16 protein-coding genes are annotated in these 18,350 nt (G+C 41.3%); 6 read left to right on the top strand and 10 right to left on the bottom strand.

The genetic code is table 11. From position 1 onward, the window contains the following. Nucleotides 1-48 precede the first annotated feature (48 nt). The 3 genes from FS736_RS01740 (at nucleotide 49) to FS736_RS01730 (ending at nucleotide 2,283) form a co-directional block, all read left to right on the top strand. Nucleotides 49-288 carry a hypothetical protein gene (locus FS736_RS01740; RefSeq protein WP_144474632.1) on the top strand — a complete coding sequence of 80 codons (240 nt, stop codon included), beginning with the start codon at nucleotides 49-51 and terminating at the stop codon, nucleotides 286-288. 86 nt (nucleotides 289-374) lie between these two features. Beyond that, nucleotides 375-794 (top strand): pyridoxamine 5'-phosphate oxidase family protein, encoded by a 420-nt coding sequence (locus tag FS736_RS01735; protein ID WP_144474631.1) that lies wholly within the window; start codon nucleotides 375-377, stop codon nucleotides 792-794. Nucleotides 795-1,050: 256 nt separating this feature from the next. Then, nucleotides 1,051-2,283 (top strand): NAD(P)/FAD-dependent oxidoreductase, encoded by a 1,233-nt coding sequence (locus tag FS736_RS01730; RefSeq protein ID WP_144474630.1) that lies wholly within the window; start codon nucleotides 1,051-1,053, stop codon nucleotides 2,281-2,283. A gap of 50 nt (nucleotides 2,284-2,333) precedes the next feature. On the opposite strand, the gene FS736_RS01725 is transcribed toward FS736_RS01730, so the two are convergent. The 5 genes from FS736_RS01725 to FS736_RS01705 form a co-directional block, all read right to left on the bottom strand. Then, a complete protein-coding gene (locus tag FS736_RS01725; protein ID WP_144474629.1) occupies nucleotides 2,334-2,900 on the bottom strand; it encodes a M15 family metallopeptidase in 567 nt (188 codons plus the stop codon). A gap of 117 nt (nucleotides 2,901-3,017) precedes the next feature. Further along, nucleotides 3,018-3,728, bottom strand: a complete 711-nt coding sequence (locus tag FS736_RS01720; RefSeq protein ID WP_144474628.1) for a GDSL-type esterase/lipase family protein — start codon at nucleotides 3,726-3,728, stop codon at nucleotides 3,018-3,020. Nucleotides 3,729-3,976: 248 nt separating this feature from the next. Further along, nucleotides 3,977-4,924: a YsnF/AvaK domain-containing protein gene (locus tag FS736_RS01715; protein ID WP_144474627.1), complete on the bottom strand. Its 948-nt coding sequence runs from the start codon at nucleotides 4,922-4,924 to the stop codon at nucleotides 3,977-3,979. Nucleotides 4,925-5,171: 247 nt separating this feature from the next. Next, nucleotides 5,172-6,476, bottom strand: coding sequence for a hemolysin family protein (locus FS736_RS01710; RefSeq protein ID WP_144474626.1), 1,305 nt, complete (start codon nucleotides 6,474-6,476; stop codon nucleotides 5,172-5,174). Nucleotides 6,477-6,701: 225 nt separating this feature from the next. Next, nucleotides 6,702-7,484 (bottom strand): TerC family protein, encoded by a 783-nt coding sequence (locus FS736_RS01705; RefSeq protein ID WP_144474625.1) that lies wholly within the window; start codon nucleotides 7,482-7,484, stop codon nucleotides 6,702-6,704. Nucleotides 7,485-7,938: 454 nt separating this feature from the next. On the opposite strand from FS736_RS01705, the gene FS736_RS01700 reads away from it, so the two are divergent. Then, nucleotides 7,939-9,732 carry a methyl-accepting chemotaxis protein gene (locus tag FS736_RS01700; RefSeq protein ID WP_144474624.1) on the top strand — a complete coding sequence of 598 codons (1,794 nt, stop codon included), beginning with the start codon at nucleotides 7,939-7,941 and terminating at the stop codon, nucleotides 9,730-9,732. A 60-nt stretch (nucleotides 9,733-9,792) separates the two neighbouring features. Here the strand turns inward: FS736_RS01700 and FS736_RS01695 are convergent, their stop codons facing one another. Then, the gene (locus FS736_RS01695; protein WP_144474623.1) at nucleotides 9,793-10,263 is read right to left on the bottom strand and encodes a hypothetical protein; all 471 of its coding nucleotides are present in this window, start codon (nucleotides 10,261-10,263) and stop codon (nucleotides 9,793-9,795) included. A 145-nt stretch (nucleotides 10,264-10,408) separates the two neighbouring features. On the opposite strand from FS736_RS01695, the gene FS736_RS01690 reads away from it, so the two are divergent. Next, entirely contained in the window at nucleotides 10,409-10,963 is a 555-nt protein-coding gene (locus FS736_RS01690; RefSeq protein ID WP_144474622.1) for a tyrosine-type recombinase/integrase, read from the top strand. Nucleotides 10,964-10,975: 12 nt separating this feature from the next. After that, nucleotides 10,976-12,466, top strand: coding sequence for a potassium/proton antiporter (locus FS736_RS01685; protein ID WP_144474621.1), 1,491 nt, complete (start codon nucleotides 10,976-10,978; stop codon nucleotides 12,464-12,466). Nucleotides 12,467-12,509: 43 nt separating this feature from the next. On the opposite strand, the gene FS736_RS01680 is transcribed toward FS736_RS01685, so the two are convergent. The 4 genes from FS736_RS01680 to FS736_RS01665 all read right to left on the bottom strand — a co-directional run bounded on the left by FS736_RS01680 (nucleotide 12,510) and on the right by FS736_RS01665 (nucleotide 18,350). Continuing rightward, nucleotides 12,510-13,124 carry a TetR/AcrR family transcriptional regulator gene (locus FS736_RS01680; RefSeq protein ID WP_144474620.1) on the bottom strand — a complete coding sequence of 205 codons (615 nt, stop codon included), beginning with the start codon at nucleotides 13,122-13,124 and terminating at the stop codon, nucleotides 12,510-12,512. A gap of 27 nt (nucleotides 13,125-13,151) precedes the next feature. Then, nucleotides 13,152-14,684 carry a carboxypeptidase M32 gene (locus FS736_RS01675; RefSeq protein WP_260983504.1) on the bottom strand — a complete coding sequence of 511 codons (1,533 nt, stop codon included), beginning with the start codon at nucleotides 14,682-14,684 and terminating at the stop codon, nucleotides 13,152-13,154. A gap of 1,015 nt (nucleotides 14,685-15,699) precedes the next feature. Beyond that, nucleotides 15,700-16,608 (bottom strand): nuclease-related domain-containing protein, encoded by a 909-nt coding sequence (locus FS736_RS01670; protein WP_144474619.1) that lies wholly within the window; start codon nucleotides 16,606-16,608, stop codon nucleotides 15,700-15,702. Nucleotides 16,609-16,802: 194 nt separating this feature from the next. Beyond that, a complete protein-coding gene (locus FS736_RS01665) occupies nucleotides 16,803-18,350 on the bottom strand; it encodes a flotillin family protein (protein WP_144474618.1) in 1,548 nt (515 codons plus the stop codon).

Below are 18,350 nucleotides of genomic sequence, written 5' to 3'. Positions count from 1 at the left end.
GGCCTTAAGTGCGATACCCGTAAGAATTAATCAGTGAGGTGAGAAATTATGAAAAAAGATGATAAAAAGCCTATACCAGTAGATAATACTCAAAATATGGACAACCCGGAACAGTATGAAACCCGGACGAAAAGCCTCCATGATCGATACAAAAGTGAATTGACAGTAGACACGATTCCGATGGAAGACCTCAATCAGGAAAAGCAAGAAGAAAAGGACGGTCATCATACAAAGGATTCGTCCTCAAGTGAGAAGAAGTACAATGTTGATATTGATAATGAATTATAACAACAGCCCTGGGATTCCAGGGCTGTTTGGTTTATCCCTGCTAAAAAAGAGAATAGTAAGAAGGTGAACAAAAAGGAGGAAACTATATGAACCAACAACTTTTGAAGGAAAAAATCAAAGATGTTCTCGGTGAGTCAAAGGTAGGAACCCTTGCGACAGTAGTGGATAATAAGCCACACACACGCTATATGACTTTCTTCCATGAAGAATTGACAATTTACACCCCAACCAGCAAGGAAACATATAAAGCTGAAGAGATTGAAAAGAATGCCAATGTCCACATCCTGCTTGGCTACGAAGGCGAAGGAATGGGTGACGCCTATATCGAAGTGCAGGGCAAAGCTGCAATCCGGGAAGAACAAAGCTTAAAGGATAAATTTTGGAACGAAAGAATGAAGAAATGGATAGAAAGTCCAAATGATCCCGAGTTCATTATCTTAGAAATTAAGCCGGAAACAATCCGGCTGATGAATGACAATGGCGAGCCTGAAGTATTGAAATTATAAACTTCCGATGGAGAGTGGGAAAGTACCCTCTCTCTTTTTTATGTATATGTGCGGCAGAATCAAGAATTTTGTTCAAACTTTTGTTAAAAATAGCAGCATGAAAAGACTTGATATATAAATAGGATTATTGTATTCTATTGGTATAAACAATGTGAAATATTTCACAAAAGGGTATTAAAAACCAACTGCAAGTTTTATTTTTTTGCCCTTTCTTGTGAATTACTTCACAATAAACAGCCAGAAAGAAGGAAATACAGTGAAGACTCCCAAAATAGTCATATTAGGCGCTGGATATGGCGGACTGATTACAAGCCGCCAACTTGAGAAATCTCTAAGGAACGGCGAAGCTGAAGTAACATTGATCAATAAACATGATTACCATTATATTTCTACCCAACTTCATAAAACAGGTGCAGGTACTGCATCGGACGATAAAATTACATTGCATATCCCTGACCTCCTCAAGACAAATAAGGTCCAGTTCAAAAAAGGAACCGTACAAGATGTTGACTTTGATGAAAAGAAGGTCCGCCTGGATTCTGGAGATGAAATTGAATATGACTACTTGCTGATCTCCCTTGGTTTTGATGTTGCTACTTTTGGTATCCCTGGAGTAGAAGAAAATGCGTTTAAAATTAAAAGCTTCAGGAGCACTAAAGCCATCTACAACCATGTTCTCAGACAGATGGCTGCTTACAAAGAAGATTCTGATCCTTCAAGACTTACATTTGCGGTTGCCGGGGCAGGCTTTACCGGTATTGAAATGGTTGGCGAACTGATTGAAGCTTTGCCAAAGCTTTGTCGCACATATGATATTCCATTATCTGAAACAAGAATCATCAATATCGAAGCTTCTCCAACCGTTCTGCCAGGGTTTGATCAAGAAGCGATTGATTTTACAACGAATTATTTAAAGAAGAACAACGTTGAATTAATGACATCTACAAAAATACTAGAATGTTCTCCAACTTCCATTGAATTTGACAATGGAGAAGTACTTCCGTCCAGGACTTTGATCTGGTCTGGCGGTGTCCGTGGCAATACCCTCCTGGAAAAACTGGACCTGCCCATTTCAAGAGGACGCATTCCGGTCGATGAATATTTGCGGGTAAAAGGACTTGAAAATGTCTTTTGTATCGGGGATGCCGCCTTATTCATGAAGGATGAGAAAAACGCCCTGCCTCCGACTGCGCAGGTGGCCATACAGCAGGCAGAACTATGCGGCCCAAATATAATTGCCAGCCTGAGGGGTGAACCGCTCAAAACTTTCGTTTACCACCATAAAGGAACAGTAGCGTCCATTGGTAATAAGGCGGCCGTAGGAAAAGTCTTTGGTTTGAAAATCTCAGGTTCATTTGCTGCCTTAATGAAACAAGTCATCGAGGCGCGCTATCTCTTCGTGCTCGGTGGGCCTGGCCTCGTCATTAGGCAGTTCCTTAAGATTGGAAAGCCTTATTCAAAGGTTTCCACTGTCTCCAATCAAAAATAACAGACAAAAGCATCGGAGCAGTTCACTGTGAACGGTACCCGATGCTTTGTTTATTTTTGTGATGCTGTCAGTGATTTTTCCGGAGGGCGCTTTCCTCTTTTCAAATCATCAATCTTCAGTCCAAAGCGCATTTCCAAATGCGGATAATCTTTAAAATGTTTCCAATCTCCACCCCATTGAAATCCAAGGTCCTTGGCAATGGCAACTACCTCCATCCAATCAGATTTTCCGTTTCCATTCCCGTCGTAGGCAGTATCCCACAAGGCTTTACCTTGTTTATCCAATAAAGCAAAATCTATTGCGAGTCCAAAATTATGATAAGAATCCCCGCCTTTTGCATGGGTGACAATTTGGCCGTCTGCCGTCCTGCCCTTTTCATACAAAGAGTCCTGTTCCTGGAAACTCCTGAATCCATCTGTAACAATGACCCTGATTCCTAAATCAGACGCTCTTTGAATCAGAGCCTCCTTATTCTCCAAGATAACTGGATGGAGTTCCACTGGCAAGGGAACGTCTTCATTGATTTCCGGCCTGGTCAGGAACTGATAATATAGCAGGAGCACCACCAAAATCAGCAAGAAAGTAACGGATGCATTCCCAAACAGCTTTTTTTTCACGGCAAAAGTCCTTTCAGTAAGTCTTTCAGTCTATTATATTACGAATTCGAACGACATCAGGTTTCATTGATAGATAAATTGAAAAAACCTGGCAATTACTTTGCCAGGCAGCCAATTCTATTCGAACTGGTATTTCTCTAAAATACGATCAGAGACCAGCTTGTACCCTTTATCATTTAAATGGAGGGAATCACTGAAATATTGTTTTTTGTTTTTCCCTTTAAACAAATCATTGGTAGGAATGTAAACAATCCGTTTTTCGTCCTTTATCATTTTATTGATTCCATTATTCCAGTCATCAATCACAGTCTCTATTGCCTTGCTGTCAGGATATGGGTTATAAAGTCCAAGCAGCAGGATTGGCGCTTGCTCATTTTGTTCAGTCAGAATGCTGATGATGGCATTCAGGTTCTTCATATAGTCTTCCTTACCTATTGCAATTTCTTCGTGCTTAAGGTTTTTCAAGTTTCCGCCGTTGCTGTTGATCAAATCGTTCGTACCAATAAAAAGAATAAAATAGTCTGCTTCATCGAGTTCCCCTCTTATCCCGACATCAGACAGTTGGGTAAGGATCCCTGATGATTCCAGGCCATAAATTGCTTCGTTGTCAAAGTTGAATTCTTCTTTGTTCTGGTTATTTAATTTCACTTTTAATGTATCGATATAACCTGATCCTTTTTCATCTCCATACCCATACGTAAGTGAGTCGCCAAATGCAATTACCAGCTTTTCATCCTCGTCCTTTACTTGTGTGTTTCCATAAACGCTGACTGCTGCCAGCAGTGCAATTACAACAACTAGTGTTATTAGAATTCGATTGGTTTTCATGATGTTTCCCTTCTCTGTTTGTTTTCCCTTTTTCTTACCCCTTTGGTACTGTACCTGAAACCTAAAGTGTCTTCCCTGAAATTTCCTCTTGCTAACCTATGCTTTTAAATGATATATTAATCAAGCGATGAGCTGAATTGTGTAAGCCGACTGACACTCCATTATGGAAATGTACGATGTGGCGTACAGTCAGTCGCCTCAATACGCAGAAAAGACGCCCCTTGAGGCGTCTTTTCCTTTTTATCTTCTTATCGATTTTTGTAACCGTCACGATCCAAATCAGTATCATTTCTTAACTCATTGCGATTAAGATCAGTATCGTTTCTTAACTTATTGCGGTTCAGGTCAGCATCATCCACGATCCTGTCGTCATCAGCATCAAGATAAGCCTCCTCACGCTTGACACTTTCGACAACCTGTTCAGTATCAGTCACTTCCCGCTTGCCGATGACAAGTTCTTCAGAAACAACAGGTTTCTTCGTAACCTCTACTTTTTCTTCCATGATCGGTACACGGATTGTTTCATCATCTTCAATTGTAGCGTCAGTGCCAGAAGCGGCCTCATTCACATCCCGTCTTTCAATATATACTTCCTCACGGGAAACTGGAATGTTAACCTTTTGCTGGTCTTCAACTACTTCTTTGTGTACCTCTACTTCACCTGTCTGGACGCGATCCTTGGAAACATCCAGCTGTTCTTCCCTTAATTTCAATGTTTGTTCGTCCGCATCCTCATAATTTCCAGTGACTGATGTGCCCCTACCTTCATAATTTCCTGTTAATGATGTGTCCGTAGCATAGCCCTTGTCTTCAAGATCAAGGCCGGAAGCATTGGTTTCCGCTAATAGAATGATGCGGCCAGCTCGTACATCCGCTTCATATTCCCTTGCAAAGTCATCTGTCAATCCAAGCCCTACAAGACGGTCTGAAATAGATGGTTCATTGCCGCCGAGATTTCGGTCAGCATCAAATGCAGTCATCAGGCTCTGCCAGAATCCTCCTTCTTTATGATCATCATGATCTGTTCCGACAGTTTCTGCCGTTACACCTGTCCTGCTTTCTAGTGCAGTGGTAATGTCATTTGTGTCCCCAATGATGGAAAAATCCTGAACAGCATATCCATTGTTTTTATACTCTTCAATCGCTTCAATTAATTCTGTTTGATTATCGTAAACTCCAACTACTTTTTTAGCCATTTTAAATTCCTCCAATTCAATGTGAGTTACATCCGGCTGCACCGGTAGTGTATTCTTACCCTGCACGTCCAACCCCTCAAACAATTTAGAACATACCAAAATTAGCCACCACCGAAAAAGCAGGGGAAGAAGAATCTTCTAAGAGATGACTGTTTGCAGGAACAAAAAGTGTCAAGCTCATCATACAGCCACGACAAGCGCTGAGCCACAACTAAATAAAAAGAAAAAAACCGGATTACACCGGTTTTCATTCCTCCTCTAACTTTGTCACCTCTAAATAGGCAATATGGTATTCATCAATTTCAATGATTTTGAAAAGATATCCCTCTTCCTCGATCTCATCTCCAATTATCGCGTCAATATTCTTGGTCATGAACCAGCCGCCAATGGTATCGACATCTTCCTCGGAAATATGGATGCCTAGTAGGTCATTCACCTCATCAATCAATACTCTTGAGCTGAAAAGATAATGGTCTTCTTTCACTTTTCTAATTTCCGCAATTTCGTCTACATCAAATTCGTCACGGATGTCACCAACGATTTCTTCCAGTATGTCTTCAACGGTCACGAGTCCTGATGTGCCGCCATATTCATCAATCAAGATAGCCATGTGGATGCGCTCTTTTTGCATCTTCACGAGCAAATCATGGATAGGTATTGTCTCGATCACTCTGATGACAGGTTTAATAAATGACGATAAAATCGATTCTTTTTGAAGCTCTTTTTGTGTCAGTTTGGCTGTGAGTATCTCCTTGATGTTGATCATACCTACTACATTATCCTTTTCACCATCGATTACGGGATAACGAGTATATTTTTCTTGCTGGATCACATTGATAATTTTTTCAATATCATCAGAAATGTCAAACGTAACAATCTCAGTTCTCGGAACCATGATTTCCTTGGCAATCCGTTCATCAAATTCAAATATATTGTTTACAAAGTTCAATTCATTCTGATTGATTTCTCCACTTTCATAGCTCTCAGATAAAAGAATCCGAAGCTCTTCCTCTGAAAGGGCTATTTCATGTTCTGAGGCTGACTTTAAACCAAATAATCCAACCAGAAGCCTGGCAGATCCATTCAGCGCCCAGATGAAGGGGTACATAATTTTATAAAACAAGATGATCGGCTTTGAAAATGCCATGGTTATTGATTCTGCTTTTTGGATGGCAACCGTTTTTGGGGCAAGCTCCCCAACTACTACATGCAAAAAGGTAATCGAAGCAAAGGCGATTGCGAACGATAAAAGACCAGATAATGACGCATTTAGATGAAAGCTTTCAAAAACGGGATGGAGCAGCGCTTCAACTGTCGGTTCCCCTAACCATCCAAGCCCAAGGGCTGTAATCGTAATCCCCAGCTGGCAGGCGGACAGATATTCATCGAGATGCGTGATCACATGTTTGGCAGACTGTGCACCTTTCCTTCCTTCAGCAATCAGTTGATCAATCCTTGAACTCCTGACTTTTACAATCGCAAATTCTGTCGCAACGAAAAAGCCGGTTAATGCAATCAAAAGGATAACTAACAGCAAGTTCGTAATAATCAATGGGCAAGCCTTACATTTAGTAAGGCATTCACCTCCTAACCAACATTTCCTCCAAAATTTCATTACCCAAATGAAATCATTTTTTAAATTATACCCGTATGTTAAGCAACTAACGCATTATATAGAAAGAACATGAATCAATACAATCCTAGTATTCGATATTGCACCGCAATATATCAGCAAATCTTGAACAATTCCCTAATTGCCGATGGATGTTATATTTGATTATGATGCCTTTTTAAAGGTCTTTTCAACCCTTCTATTGGATAGGAACCATCCAGCAGCAGCTATCCCGCCTAGAACAGCATAGAAAATCACCTTCCATAATGTCGAGTGAGGGAAATCCTGATTGATTACTCCCAGTGCCGGATGAGATAAGGTCAATACTGCCAGTTTCACCCCAACCCAGCCGACGATTGCAAATGCAGCAATTTCAAGACCTGGCCTTTTTTCAAGCAGATTGACGAACATATTCGCAGCGAATCTCATGATGATCACTCCAATCATGCCGCCCGCAAATATGACAAGAAATTGACCACCGTCCATTCCGCCGATATCGGGGATTGGAGTTTCTGGCAACACCACTGCCAATGCAACTGCTGCGAGAATCGAATCGATGGCAAAGGCAATGTCGGCTACTTCCACTTTCAGTACGGTCATCCAAAAGCCGCTTTTGTTTTCCCTTTTTTGGGTCCTGACTTCCTTCTTAATTTTTTCATGAGGGAACAGTTTTTTAATAATTTGGCTTAATGACATGAACAAAAGATACAATGCCCCAATAGCCTGAACTTGCCATATATCAACCATGAAAGAAAGAACAAATAATGATGTAAATCGAAATACGAATGCTCCTGCGAGGCCATAAAACAGGGCTTTTTTACGTTTATCTTCAGGAAGGTGCTTCACCATGATCGCCAGCACCAATGCATTATCCGCCGCTAAAAGCCCCTCCATAAATATAAGCACAAGCAGTACCCAGCCATACTCAAGCAACAAAGTAAATTCCATTTTCTACTCCTCCATTCCGAATCATCCGCGGCAAACGATAAAAACCCTTGCCTCAAATGGCAAAGGGCTGAATCAAATAGAAAAAGACCTTTACCGTTTCCAGTAAAGGTCTTGCTAACAACGTCATGTTGCCAATAAAGCCGGAGATTTCCATCTCGGCATGACGACTTTATTGTGACAGCTACTCCCCTTTAAAAAGGATGATCCTCTTAACTTAAATATATTGGAGCATCTGTTATTAGTCAATTTACAAGGCTTATATTAACAAACATGAATTTTTCAGGTGGGTCGAATAGGGTCTCGGTCCCTGAGAACATTTCCATATTCAGCAATCAATAGAAAACATGTAATAAACATTTCACAGAATAGTACTTTTTGCTTAACAAATTTTGAAATTTGCCGAAAATAACAATAACGATATTTTCGTCTATGTAGAAAAGAGGGAGTGGACAAATTGCGTTTTAAGAAAAGACAGAACTCTGTCAAAAAGACAGCAGTACAGAAAAAGCCAGGCAAAAAACTGCTTAACAGAAATATGAGTTTAAAGCTGAAAATTGTATCTTTAAGTATCATTTCAATACTTGTCCTTGCAATGGCTACAACTTTCTATGCCCAGCATACGATAAAGTCCAGCAATTTCGACTCAATGGAAGCCGAACTCACTACGCTTTCAAGCTTGTTGTCGGATCAGGTTTCAGTCGGTAAAGCACAGACCATCATCAGCAATCCATCTAAAAACAATCCTGGTGTCACCTCAATGCAAAAACAAATGGATCAAATTTTGAAGGAGAATCCTTTAATACATAATCTTTATTTAATCACCATGGATGGTGACAAATTCATAATTCCGACTATGAGTTCTGCAATGATGACGGATGAGCTCACATATGGTTCACAATATTCAGGCGGAAAAGCATTTGACCGGGCCGCAGTAGAGGCTTTTAAGGAAAACAAAAGAACGACAACTGAAATATATAAGTCGGATACTGGGGAAAAAATGACCGGATTTGCCCCAATCAATGACATGGGTGGAAAAACAATCGCATTATACGGGGTCGAGTTTGATGTTTCCCAAATAAATAAAAAGATCAATGGTGAAGTTGCAGGAATTTGGATCCTGTCCATCATAATCCTGCTTCTTTCAAGCGCAGCAATGTATTTCCTGGTTTCAAGACTGATTACGCCATTGGATAAAATAAAAAACCTGACATCAAATATTGCAAATGGCGATTTGTCACAGGATGACATAAAGGTCCGTTCAAAGGATGAAATCGGCGCACTGGCTGATAGCATCAATAAGATGACTGCTTCACTCCGTACTTTGGTTTCACAGGTTCAGGACAGTACAAAGGAAGTATCCACTGAAACTATGGGGTTATCCAAGGTAGCTTCAAGTTCTGTAGAAGCCATCAGGGAATTGACTGCAGCGAACCAACAGGCAGCTGCAAGCACACAGGAGCAGAATGCCAATATAGAGGAAATGCAGGCAACTTTGGAAGAAATCAATGCAGGAATCGAGGAAATCAACGCCTCGGCACAACAGGCAAGCTACATCGCCAAAAATTCAACTGCGACCTCCAGAGAAGGCACGAAGAGAATTGATGAAATGCTCGAGGGACTGGAAGCAGTTGATGAGAATACCAATCAGCTGGCTGATATCATAACAGAACTTGAAAAACAGTCCGACAAAATCACCCAGTTTGTTAAAATCATCAACACAATTTCTGACCAGACAAACCTGCTGGCTTTAAACGCAGCTATAGAAGCTGCAAGGGCCGGTGAACATGGAAAAGGCTTTGCAGTGGTCGCAAATGAAGTCAGGAAACTTGCTGAAGAGAGTGCGAAGTCAGCTTCAACAATTATTTCCATTGTTAATGAGAATGTTCAAAATACACGTAATGCAGTAGATTACATCATCAAGACGAAAGAAGCTGTTCAATTCAATAAAAACCTTTCGATTCACGCCAAAGATACACTGAAAGAAATATATGAAACAACATTGGAGATCGAAGATAACTCGAGCAATATTGCTTCCGCGATTGAACAGCAGGTCATTGCAATCGAACAAATCACAAACTCACTCGATACTGTCTCACAGGCATCCCAGCAAATTGCCGCAGGTACAAGCCAGACAGACCAATCAACACAGGACCAGTTGAGAATAGCTGAAAATGTGAATGAAACAACTAAAGTGCTCCAACAAACAGCATTAGAGTTAGAAAAGTTGACTGGCAGATTTAAATTATAAGCTTCTGTTAATTCTTATTGGAATGATAAAAAGTAAAAAGGATGCCTGCGGGCATCCTTTTTATCTTTTCCTGAATCCTTCTTCTTCTAAATATTGTTTCGCTTCATTGTAAGAAAGAAAGGTACCGTCCAGATTCAGTCCGGCATACACATTCCACATATCATCTTCATGGACAAGAATCAGTGTGTGGTTTTCTGTATTCACCCAGCGTTCTTCCTCATTGTCCTCTATGATGGCTGATTCAATGGTACTGTTAGGTGAAAGGGACTCAATTGAAAGTTCAATGATCGATTTAAGCTCCTCCGCAGTAAATTCGCGAATATTCACCATGCCCTTAGGATCAAGGTCATATCCCTCTAAAAATTCTCCATAGACAAACCCATTCCCATTTGGATGTAAGTGGTATACAACATTTTTCTTGTCATAGATGCTATCTTCATAATGGAAGTTAACACGGCCCAAAGATACATTTTTCCGTTCCAGTTCCGGAAAAGATTCAATAATTGAAAGTTTTTGTTCAAAAGTCAGCATAATTGCCTCCAGATTAAGGACAAATTTTTGATTCTGTTCATTATACCATTTAGGAAAAGCTAAATAAAAAAAACTCTTTTTAAGCATTTTATATGTTACACAACCTGAAATAGGGTATAATTAAGTTACATAAGGAGGTGGAACAATGCATGCAGTAAGCCCCATAAAATCAAAAAATCAGATTGAACAAATGAAGAGATATCTAGAAGCACATTCAACCAGGGATTACAGTCTTTTTTTGCTGGGGATAAATACCGGCATCAAGCTTCAGGAACTTTTGAGCCTTCGTGTTCATGATGTCTGCAACGAAGAAGGAAAAATAGCAGAATTTCTTTCAATTCCTCATTACACCAATCCTCCTATCTATTTAAATGCATTAATTAGGAAGGTTCTTAAAAGATACTTAAATGAAAATTCCCTAATTAGTACGGATTATCTTTTTAAATCAAGAAAAACTTCAGAACCTATAACAAGACAGCAAGCATATCGAATCATCAATGCAGCTGCAAAAGAGGCTGGGATCATGGAACCTGTTGGAATGACCACTCTCAGAAAGACCTTTGGTTACCATGCCTATTCCCAGGGTGTTGCCATTTCTCTTATCCAGAAAAGACTTCAGCATTCATCTTCATCTGAAACGATGCATTTCATCGGATTGGACCAGCAGCCAGTTACAGTCACAATAAATATTAATTTATAAGGGGGTCTTTCATTGAATGAAAGTGTTCTAAGTACCGATTCGTTTATTTTACTTTTGGCTTTCTTATTTATTGTCGGAGTATTAACGACCAGATTTTCAACCAGATTGGGTGTTCCCTCACTTATCTTCTTTATCATGGTAGGAATGATCATGGGCAGCGATGTCCTTGGCATTGTTTATTTTGATAATGCAGCAATGACTCAAATGATCGGTGTCATTGCTCTCGTCATCATTCTATTTGAAGGCGGACTGCAAACAAATTGGAAAGACGTCAGGCCGGTGATCGTACCTTCTTTATCACTTGCAACGCTTGGAGTGTTGATCACCTCGGGTATCGTAGCTATTGCTGCAAAATGGATTTTGGGACTTGATTGGCTAGAAGCGATATTATTTGGTGCGATCGTTGGATCCACTGATGCTGCAGCTGTTTTTGCTGTCCTGAAGGGTCACAATGTCTCTCCAAAACTAGGTTCAACACTCGAAGCCGAATCAGGTTCTAATGATCCGATGGCTGTGTTCTTAACAGTAGCAATGATTGAACTAATTACCTTACCTGATGCAAGTATCCTAAAATTGATTGGGGACTTTTTCTTGCAGATGGGACTGGGCCTGATTCTTGGAATAATCTTTGGAAGAATCGCTGTTAAAGCCCTGAACTCCATCAACCTTGATTCCAGCGGTCTGTATCCAGTTTTCGCAACAGCTTTTGCTCTGCTGACTTATGGACTAACAGCGTTTTTGAATGGAAGTGGTCTGCTTGCTGTCTACGTTGCCGCCATCATAATCGGAAATGCTGAGATTGCTTACCGCCATTCCATTTTCCGTTTTTCAGAAGGGTTCGCCTGGATGATGCAAATCCTAATGTTTGTCATCCTTGGACTCCTTGTATTTCCAACAGAACTATTCAGTCTGGATATTTTAATTCAGGGTCTTCTAATTTCTGTGATTCTAATGCTTGTGGCTAGACCTGTAGCCGTTTTTATCTCAACAATAAAAATGAATTACTCCCAAAAAGAACGGATTTTCCTTTCATGGGCAGGACTTAAAGGTGCAGTTCCGATCATTCTGGCCACCTTCCCGTTACTTGCCGGGATTGAAAACAGCCATAAGATGTTCAATGTTGTTTTCTTCGTCGTACTGACAAGCGCCCTGATTCAAGGTGCCACGATTCCAAAGTTAGCGGATAAACTTGGACTAAACGGACCCAAGAAAACGACACCAATGCAGTCACTTGAACTAGTTTCCCTTGGAAAAGCCGATGCTGAAATGATAGAATATGAGATGGAAAGTGATAGTGCGATCATAGGAAAAACTTTGATGGATATCCCCTTTCCGGAAGGGACACTGGTAAATGCCATTATCCGTGATGGTAAACTGACAGCTCCTACTGGAAATACAGCCATATTGGCAGGGGATTTTCTTTACATCTTGTCTGCCAGGAAAAATAAACCCCAGTTAAAAAAACTTTTAAAGGAAAAATCAATCAGTCCAGAAAACTCTTGAGTTAATTGAAAAACCAGTGGGATTTTGCCCCACTGGTTTTTCATTATGCCCTCAGTTTTTCGACGAACATCGCTTGCATTTCTTTTAACGTGTTTTTATATCTATACCCATCAAGAATTGTGGCCTGTAATGTGACTCCATTTACCATCGCCCAAAAAATATCCGCATAAGTGGCTGGATCAAGATGAATATCAAATTCTCCCGATCCCTGCCCTTCCTCAATAATGCCTGCTAACAAAGTAACAAAGAAATTTTTATATCTCTCCGTCAATGTTTTCTTTAATTCAGGATTTCGTGTTGAATAAAGCCTGAACTCGAAATGAACAAGTGCCTCGTCCTTGTTCTCAGCATCGTTCGGGTCATTACCCAGATAGGCATCAACCAGAAAATCAAGCTTCTCCAAAGCAGTCGATCGTTCTGCTATTGCCTTCGCGAATTTTGTGCCTGACTCTCTAGTCTGGCCATCCATCAGGGCAAGGTAGATTTCATCCTTACTTTTGAAATAATTGTAGATCGCCCCTTTGCTCAGGCCAGATTGTGCGACAATGTCATCCACAGTTGATGCTTCAAACCCTTTCTTGGCAAAACAGGCATGGGCACTCTGCAAAATCTCCTGCCGCTTCCTTTCCTTGTACTCCTCTGAAACAATTGGCGCCATTTCCGTTACCTCTATTTCCAGCTAATATTATAGTTTGTATACTTTGCTGTATTTGTCTTCCAGATATTGAACCAGATAATCCGCATTCAGTTCTTCACCGGTAGCTTTTACGATTAAATCGTTTGGTGTATAAAGCATACCATATTGATGAATGTTCTCCTTCAACCATTTTTGGATCACGGCAAAGTCACCTTTTTCAATGCTTCCGTAAAAATCAGGCACATCCGTTTTAATTTTGTTTAGTATCTGGGCTGCATACAAATTCCCCAAAGAATACGATGGGAAATATCCAAATCCGCCAAACGACCAGTGAATGTCCTGAAGTACTCCCTCGCTATCACTGGAAGGTGTTACTCCCAAATATTCATTCATCTTCGAGTTCCATATTGCAGGAAGATCCTTCGCTTCTACTTCCCCGGCAATCAATGCCTTTTCAATTTCGTAACGGACCATGATATGCAGATTATATGTCAGTTCATCGGCTTCGACCCTGATGAATGATGGCTGAACTGCATTGACTGCACGGTAGAAATCATCCAGCTCGACATCCCCAAGCTGTTCAGGGAAATGTTCTTGCAGCTTCGGATAAAAGTATTTCCAGAATTCTTCGCTTCGCCCCACCATATTTTCAAGGAAGCGTGACTGGGACTCATGGATTCCGAAAGAAGCCCCTTCCTGGAGGACAGTATCTTCGAACTGCTGATCAATGTTTTGCTCATAAATACCATGACCGGCCTCATGGATCGTACCGAAAATGGCCGAACGAACATTATTTTCTAAATATCTGGTGGTAATCCGCACATCTCCAGTATTAACCGTCTGCGCGAATGGATGAACTGTCTCATCCAATCTGCCGGCATTCATATCAAAGCCAATCAGCGGCAAAATATATCGGTTGAACTCTTTTTGTTTCGCCACCGAATAAGCCTGATCAAAAATTTCTGCTCGCGGCTTATAGGGCGCATGTTGAATCCTCTTTAGCAAATCAGTGCTTGATTTTCTTAATTTATCAAATAAAGGATCCAGCCTTTCAACAGTCAAGCCAGGTTCATACTCATCAAGCAGCGCATCGTATGGATGATTTTCATAGCCATAAATCTCAACGGCCTTTCTTTTAAAATCAACGATTTTTTCAAGGTATGGCAGATATTTCTCAAAGTCGTTATTCTCCCTTGCCTCTTCCCAGGCATCATTCGCCTGTGATGTCAGCACGGAAAAATCCTTGATCATTTCTGCCGGAATACTTTTTGAACGGTTATAGAAATTCAGCCTTTCACGAACCTTCGCTTTTGCTGCGTCATCAAGATAAGCATCTGCTTCTGGAGAAGAGAGTGCGCTTAAAAGTTCTCCCATTTCCTCTGAAACGGTCAGCTTGAACGCTTCTGTTCTTAAGGTACTGCTGGCTTTCGCGAAAATAGATCGGCCCTTCTTTGGAGCGATCACTTTCTGGTCCCAGCTAAGCAATCCTGAAATACTATTAAAATGTGATATTTTTTCATCCAGCTCCGTGAATTTTTCCAGTGCTGAGATGATTGGTTGATTCATCACCTTTTGTTCCATGATATCTCCCCCTAATTTTTTAAAATAAACTATCCAGTCGGTTTATTATAATCTATATTACATTGTTTTTTCAATTATCACAAAATTATCAATAACGGAATAACAATGAATGCTATTTGGGAGCGTACTGTAGAACATCCATGGCGCTCTGCTGATTAACCAGTAGTTTTTGCTTGTTCGCCCCGAAAGCTGTCCGAACTCGGGATTACTTCGGACAGCTTTTCCTTGTTCTGCCTGAAATCTGACCGAACTCAGGACTACTTTGGACAGCGTCTGCTTGATCTGCTTGAAACCTGTCCGAACACAGAGCTACTTCGGACAGCTTCTGCTTATTCGGCTTGAAACCTGTCCGAACTCGGAACTACTTCGGACAGCTTCTGCTTATTCTGCTTGAAACCTGTCCGAACCCGGGACTACTTCGGACAGCTTTTGCTTGCTCAGTCTGAAACCTGTCTGAACTCGGCACTACTTCGGACAGCTTTTGCTCGTTCAGTCTGAAACCTGTCTGAACTCGGCACTACTTCGGACAGCTTTTGCTCGTTCAGTCTGAAACCTGTCCAAACACAGGGCTACTTCGGACAGCTTTTCCTTGTTCTGCCTGAAACCTGTCCGAACACAGGGCTACTTCGGACAGCTTTTGCTTATTCTGCCTGAAACCTGTCCGAACACAGAGCTACTTTGGACAGCTTTTGCTTGTTCTTCCTGAAACCTGTCCGAACTCAGGGCTACTTTGGACAGCTTCTGCTTGTTCTGCTTGAAACCTGTCCGAACACAGAGCTACTTCGGACAGCTTTTACTTGTTCTGCCTGAAACCTGTCCGAACCCGGGATTACTTGGGACAACTTTTCCTTGTTCACACTGAACCTGTCCGAACTCATCACTACTTCGGACAACTTTTCCTTGTTCACCCTGAAACCTGTCCGAACACACAGCTACTTCGGAAAGCTTGAAACATTCCCCAACCCTTATACAACTCTTAATGTGTTAAAAAAGCATTGAAATGATTTTATTAGAATTATTCATAATAAGTACCACAGGTCCTGCCGGTTGATACATAGTTCTTCTTTAAAATTCTGGTTATTGTCTTCTTGCTAATTTTTTCTTGGCACCATTCATAGATAATCTGCGTTGTAATTTTAATTTCAGGAAAAAGCACTTTTAATTCCTGTATATATCGCAGAATGGCTTGATCAATCCTTTCCTGTTCACTACATTTACCGCAGACTAAGTCATAGTTTTTAATCACTGTATTGAATGAACCACAAGTCCTGCAGTGCATCCCCTTTTCCATCTGATCATAATCATATTCAGGCAGAGTGGTAAATGGATTTTTATCATGGTGCAAGGAGAGCAGTTTTTGGGCTAGTATTTTATGGTTCTCGTCTAACTTAGAAGGTGTATTGGTAAGTTCTTTTAAAAAGCGATTGATCTGGGTTGGTAAGATGATTGGTTGGTCCATTGGGGCTTGGTAAAGTGTGAATTCGGGGTTGTTGAACACGACAGAAGCCTGGACGAGGTAATTTAATTTGAGGTTCTGAAGGAGTTGGCGAAAGAGTGTCTCGCTTCGCTTTAATTGTATGACTGGATTTTTGTATTCTTTGCCACTTTTCAATGAGTAAAATTTATCTGATTCCAGGTAAAAATCACCTTCATGATATTTCACATCCAATAGATGGATCAATCCCCCAGAGATTATAACCTTATCAATTTGAAAATAAGAATTATTTACCTGGAGTAGAAGGTCATCCATGATATACCTTTCCTCAGGGAGGTTTTCAGTCATCCGGTCAAATTCAACCTCTCCTTTATACCCCTTTTCCAGATTCACAAGATGGAATTTTTCATTTGCGGCCAACTCCATCCTTGTGTTCAGATACCTCAATGCAACTAATTCATTCGATTCAGTTCTTTTTTTAAGTAACATATTCCACTTCCTTTCTTTAAGCTTATTTTAATCTAAACCGCCTTCCGTATTTGTGAATATTCCGTTAACTTTTCCCACCGTAGTTTCCCTGATTAAATGAGCCTGCATACAATTTTGTTCAAGCCCTCTGATTGATTGCTTTTAGTTTTAAATAAAAACCCGCCTGGAATCATCGCTCCAGGCGGGTTTTCAAATTAATCTTCCTGCTTAATCACTGCTTCAATTCTATTTTCGGGCTTGTTTTCACGGATTTCGCCTGCCAATGCATCGATACTGTGTCTGACATTGGCTTTTCCTGAGAAGTTCTCAATCAGTTCCTTTACATCAATACCTGATGATGCTTTTAGTGATTCCTGGAGTGTCGACATTAGATTCGTTGCATAGCCTGTTACCTTGTTTGCCCCGCCATTGGCGTCACTGCCGCCAGTATCGACAACGGTGATCTTGTCAATGTTTCCAAGTGGGGCTGCCACTTGCTTCGCGTATTCAGGAAGCATTTTCACGATCATATCGAGGATGGCTGCCTGGCCAAACTGTTCGAATGCTTCGGCAATCTTTTCTTTTGCCTCTGCTTCCGCAATCCCTTTCAGGCGGATGATTTCAGCTTCAGTTTCACCCTGTGCCCGCTCGGCTTCGGCTTTTGCAAGTCCATCCATGCGGATTCGCTCTGCTTCGGCACGTGCCATTGCTTCAATGCGGTATTTATTTGCATCAGCTTCCGCGATTTGTCTGGCTTTGTCAGCGGCTGCGGATTGCTCAACAGAGTAGCGGTCTGCGTCGGCTTTTTTCTTGACCTCGGAATCATATTGGCGTTCACGGCGCAGGATTTCTTTTTCCTCGAGCTCGATTTGCTTTTGGCGCTCGATGATCTTGACCTGCATTTCCTGCTCTGTTACCTCTTGCTGGGCACGGGCATTTTCGAGGTCATATGCCTGGTCGGCACGAGCCTTGGCAATGTCCTGCTCACGGCGGAATTCAGCCATTTTTAATCCATTGATTTTTTCGGCTTCGGCGATTTCTGTCGCACGTTCGAATTCGGCTTTCTTGGCCTCTTTATCGGCTTCCGCTTTCTTGATGCGTGTCTCTTTTTCCGCATCAGCAGTTGCGATATCTGCGTCACGTTTGACCTGGGCAATTCTAGGTTTACCAAGAGAATCAAGGTATCCATTTTTATCCCGGACATCTTTAATTGTAAACGAAACGATCACTAACCCCATTTTTGCAAGGTCCTGGGATGCCACACGCTGTACTTCCTGGGAGAATTTATCACGGTTCTTATAGATTTCTTCTACTGTCATCGACCCCAAAATCGACCGAAGATGCCCTTCTAAAACTTCCTTCGCTTCATTTTCCCTGTCTTCTTTTGTCTTGCCAAGGAACTGTTCAGCTGCTGTGGCGATTTCACTGATGGATCCGCCGATTTTGATAATCGCAGTACCATCTGCCATAACCGGTACACCCTGCTCTGTGTAAACTTCAGGAGTCGTCACTTCAAGCTTGCTGGACAACAGGCTAAGCGGACGTGATTGCTGGAATACCGGGAAAATGAATGTACCTCCGCCCCTGATGATCTTTATTTTGTTACTCGATTCATCTGTGTGGACATTTCGGCTTCCAAGAAAGCTACCAGTCACAATAAGAGCTTCATCAGGTCCGGCTGTTTTATACTTCGTAATGAAAACGGCGACCAATGCGATGATTAAAAAGACAACAAAACCAATAACAATTAACATTAGATCCAT

The organism is Cytobacillus oceanisediminis 2691 (assembly GCF_007678455.1).
In the GTDB taxonomy this organism is placed as follows: Bacteria; Bacillota; Bacilli; order Bacillales; family Cytobacillaceae; genus Mesobacillus; species Mesobacillus oceanisediminis_A.
This window is presented reverse-complemented; position numbering and strand designations above follow the sequence as displayed.

Bases quoted from the DNA above. Each gene is read 5' to 3' on its own strand.
- FS736_RS01695 (WP_144474623.1), bottom strand. From the start codon at position 10,263: ATGCTGACTTTTGAACAAAAACTTTCAATTATTGAATCTTTTCCGGAA.
- FS736_RS01665 (WP_144474618.1), bottom strand. From the start codon at position 18,350: ATGGATCTAATGTTAATTGTTATTGGTTTTGTTGTCTTTTTAATCATC.
- FS736_RS01720 (WP_144474628.1), bottom strand. From the start codon at position 3,728: ATGAAAACCAATCGAATTCTAATAACACTAGTTGTTGTAATTGCACTG.
- FS736_RS01715 (WP_144474627.1), bottom strand. From the start codon at position 4,924: ATGGCTAAAAAAGTAGTTGGAGTTTACGATAATCAAACAGAATTAATT.
- FS736_RS01670 (WP_144474619.1), bottom strand. From the start codon at position 16,608: ATGTTACTTAAAAAAAGAACTGAATCGAATGAATTAGTTGCATTGAGG.
- FS736_RS01690 (WP_144474622.1), top strand. From the start codon at position 10,409: ATGCATGCAGTAAGCCCCATAAAATCAAAAAATCAGATTGAACAAATG.
- FS736_RS01675 (WP_260983504.1), bottom strand. From the start codon at position 14,684: ATGGAACAAAAGGTGATGAATCAACCAATCATCTCAGCACTGGAAAAA.
- FS736_RS01705 (WP_144474625.1), bottom strand. From the start codon at position 7,484: ATGGAATTTACTTTGTTGCTTGAGTATGGCTGGGTACTGCTTGTGCTT.
- FS736_RS01735 (WP_144474631.1), top strand. From the start codon at position 375: ATGAACCAACAACTTTTGAAGGAAAAAATCAAAGATGTTCTCGGTGAG.
- FS736_RS01680 (WP_144474620.1), bottom strand. From the start codon at position 13,124: ATGGCGCCAATTGTTTCAGAGGAGTACAAGGAAAGGAAGCGGCAGGAG.
- FS736_RS01740 (WP_144474632.1), top strand. From the start codon at position 49: ATGAAAAAAGATGATAAAAAGCCTATACCAGTAGATAATACTCAAAAT.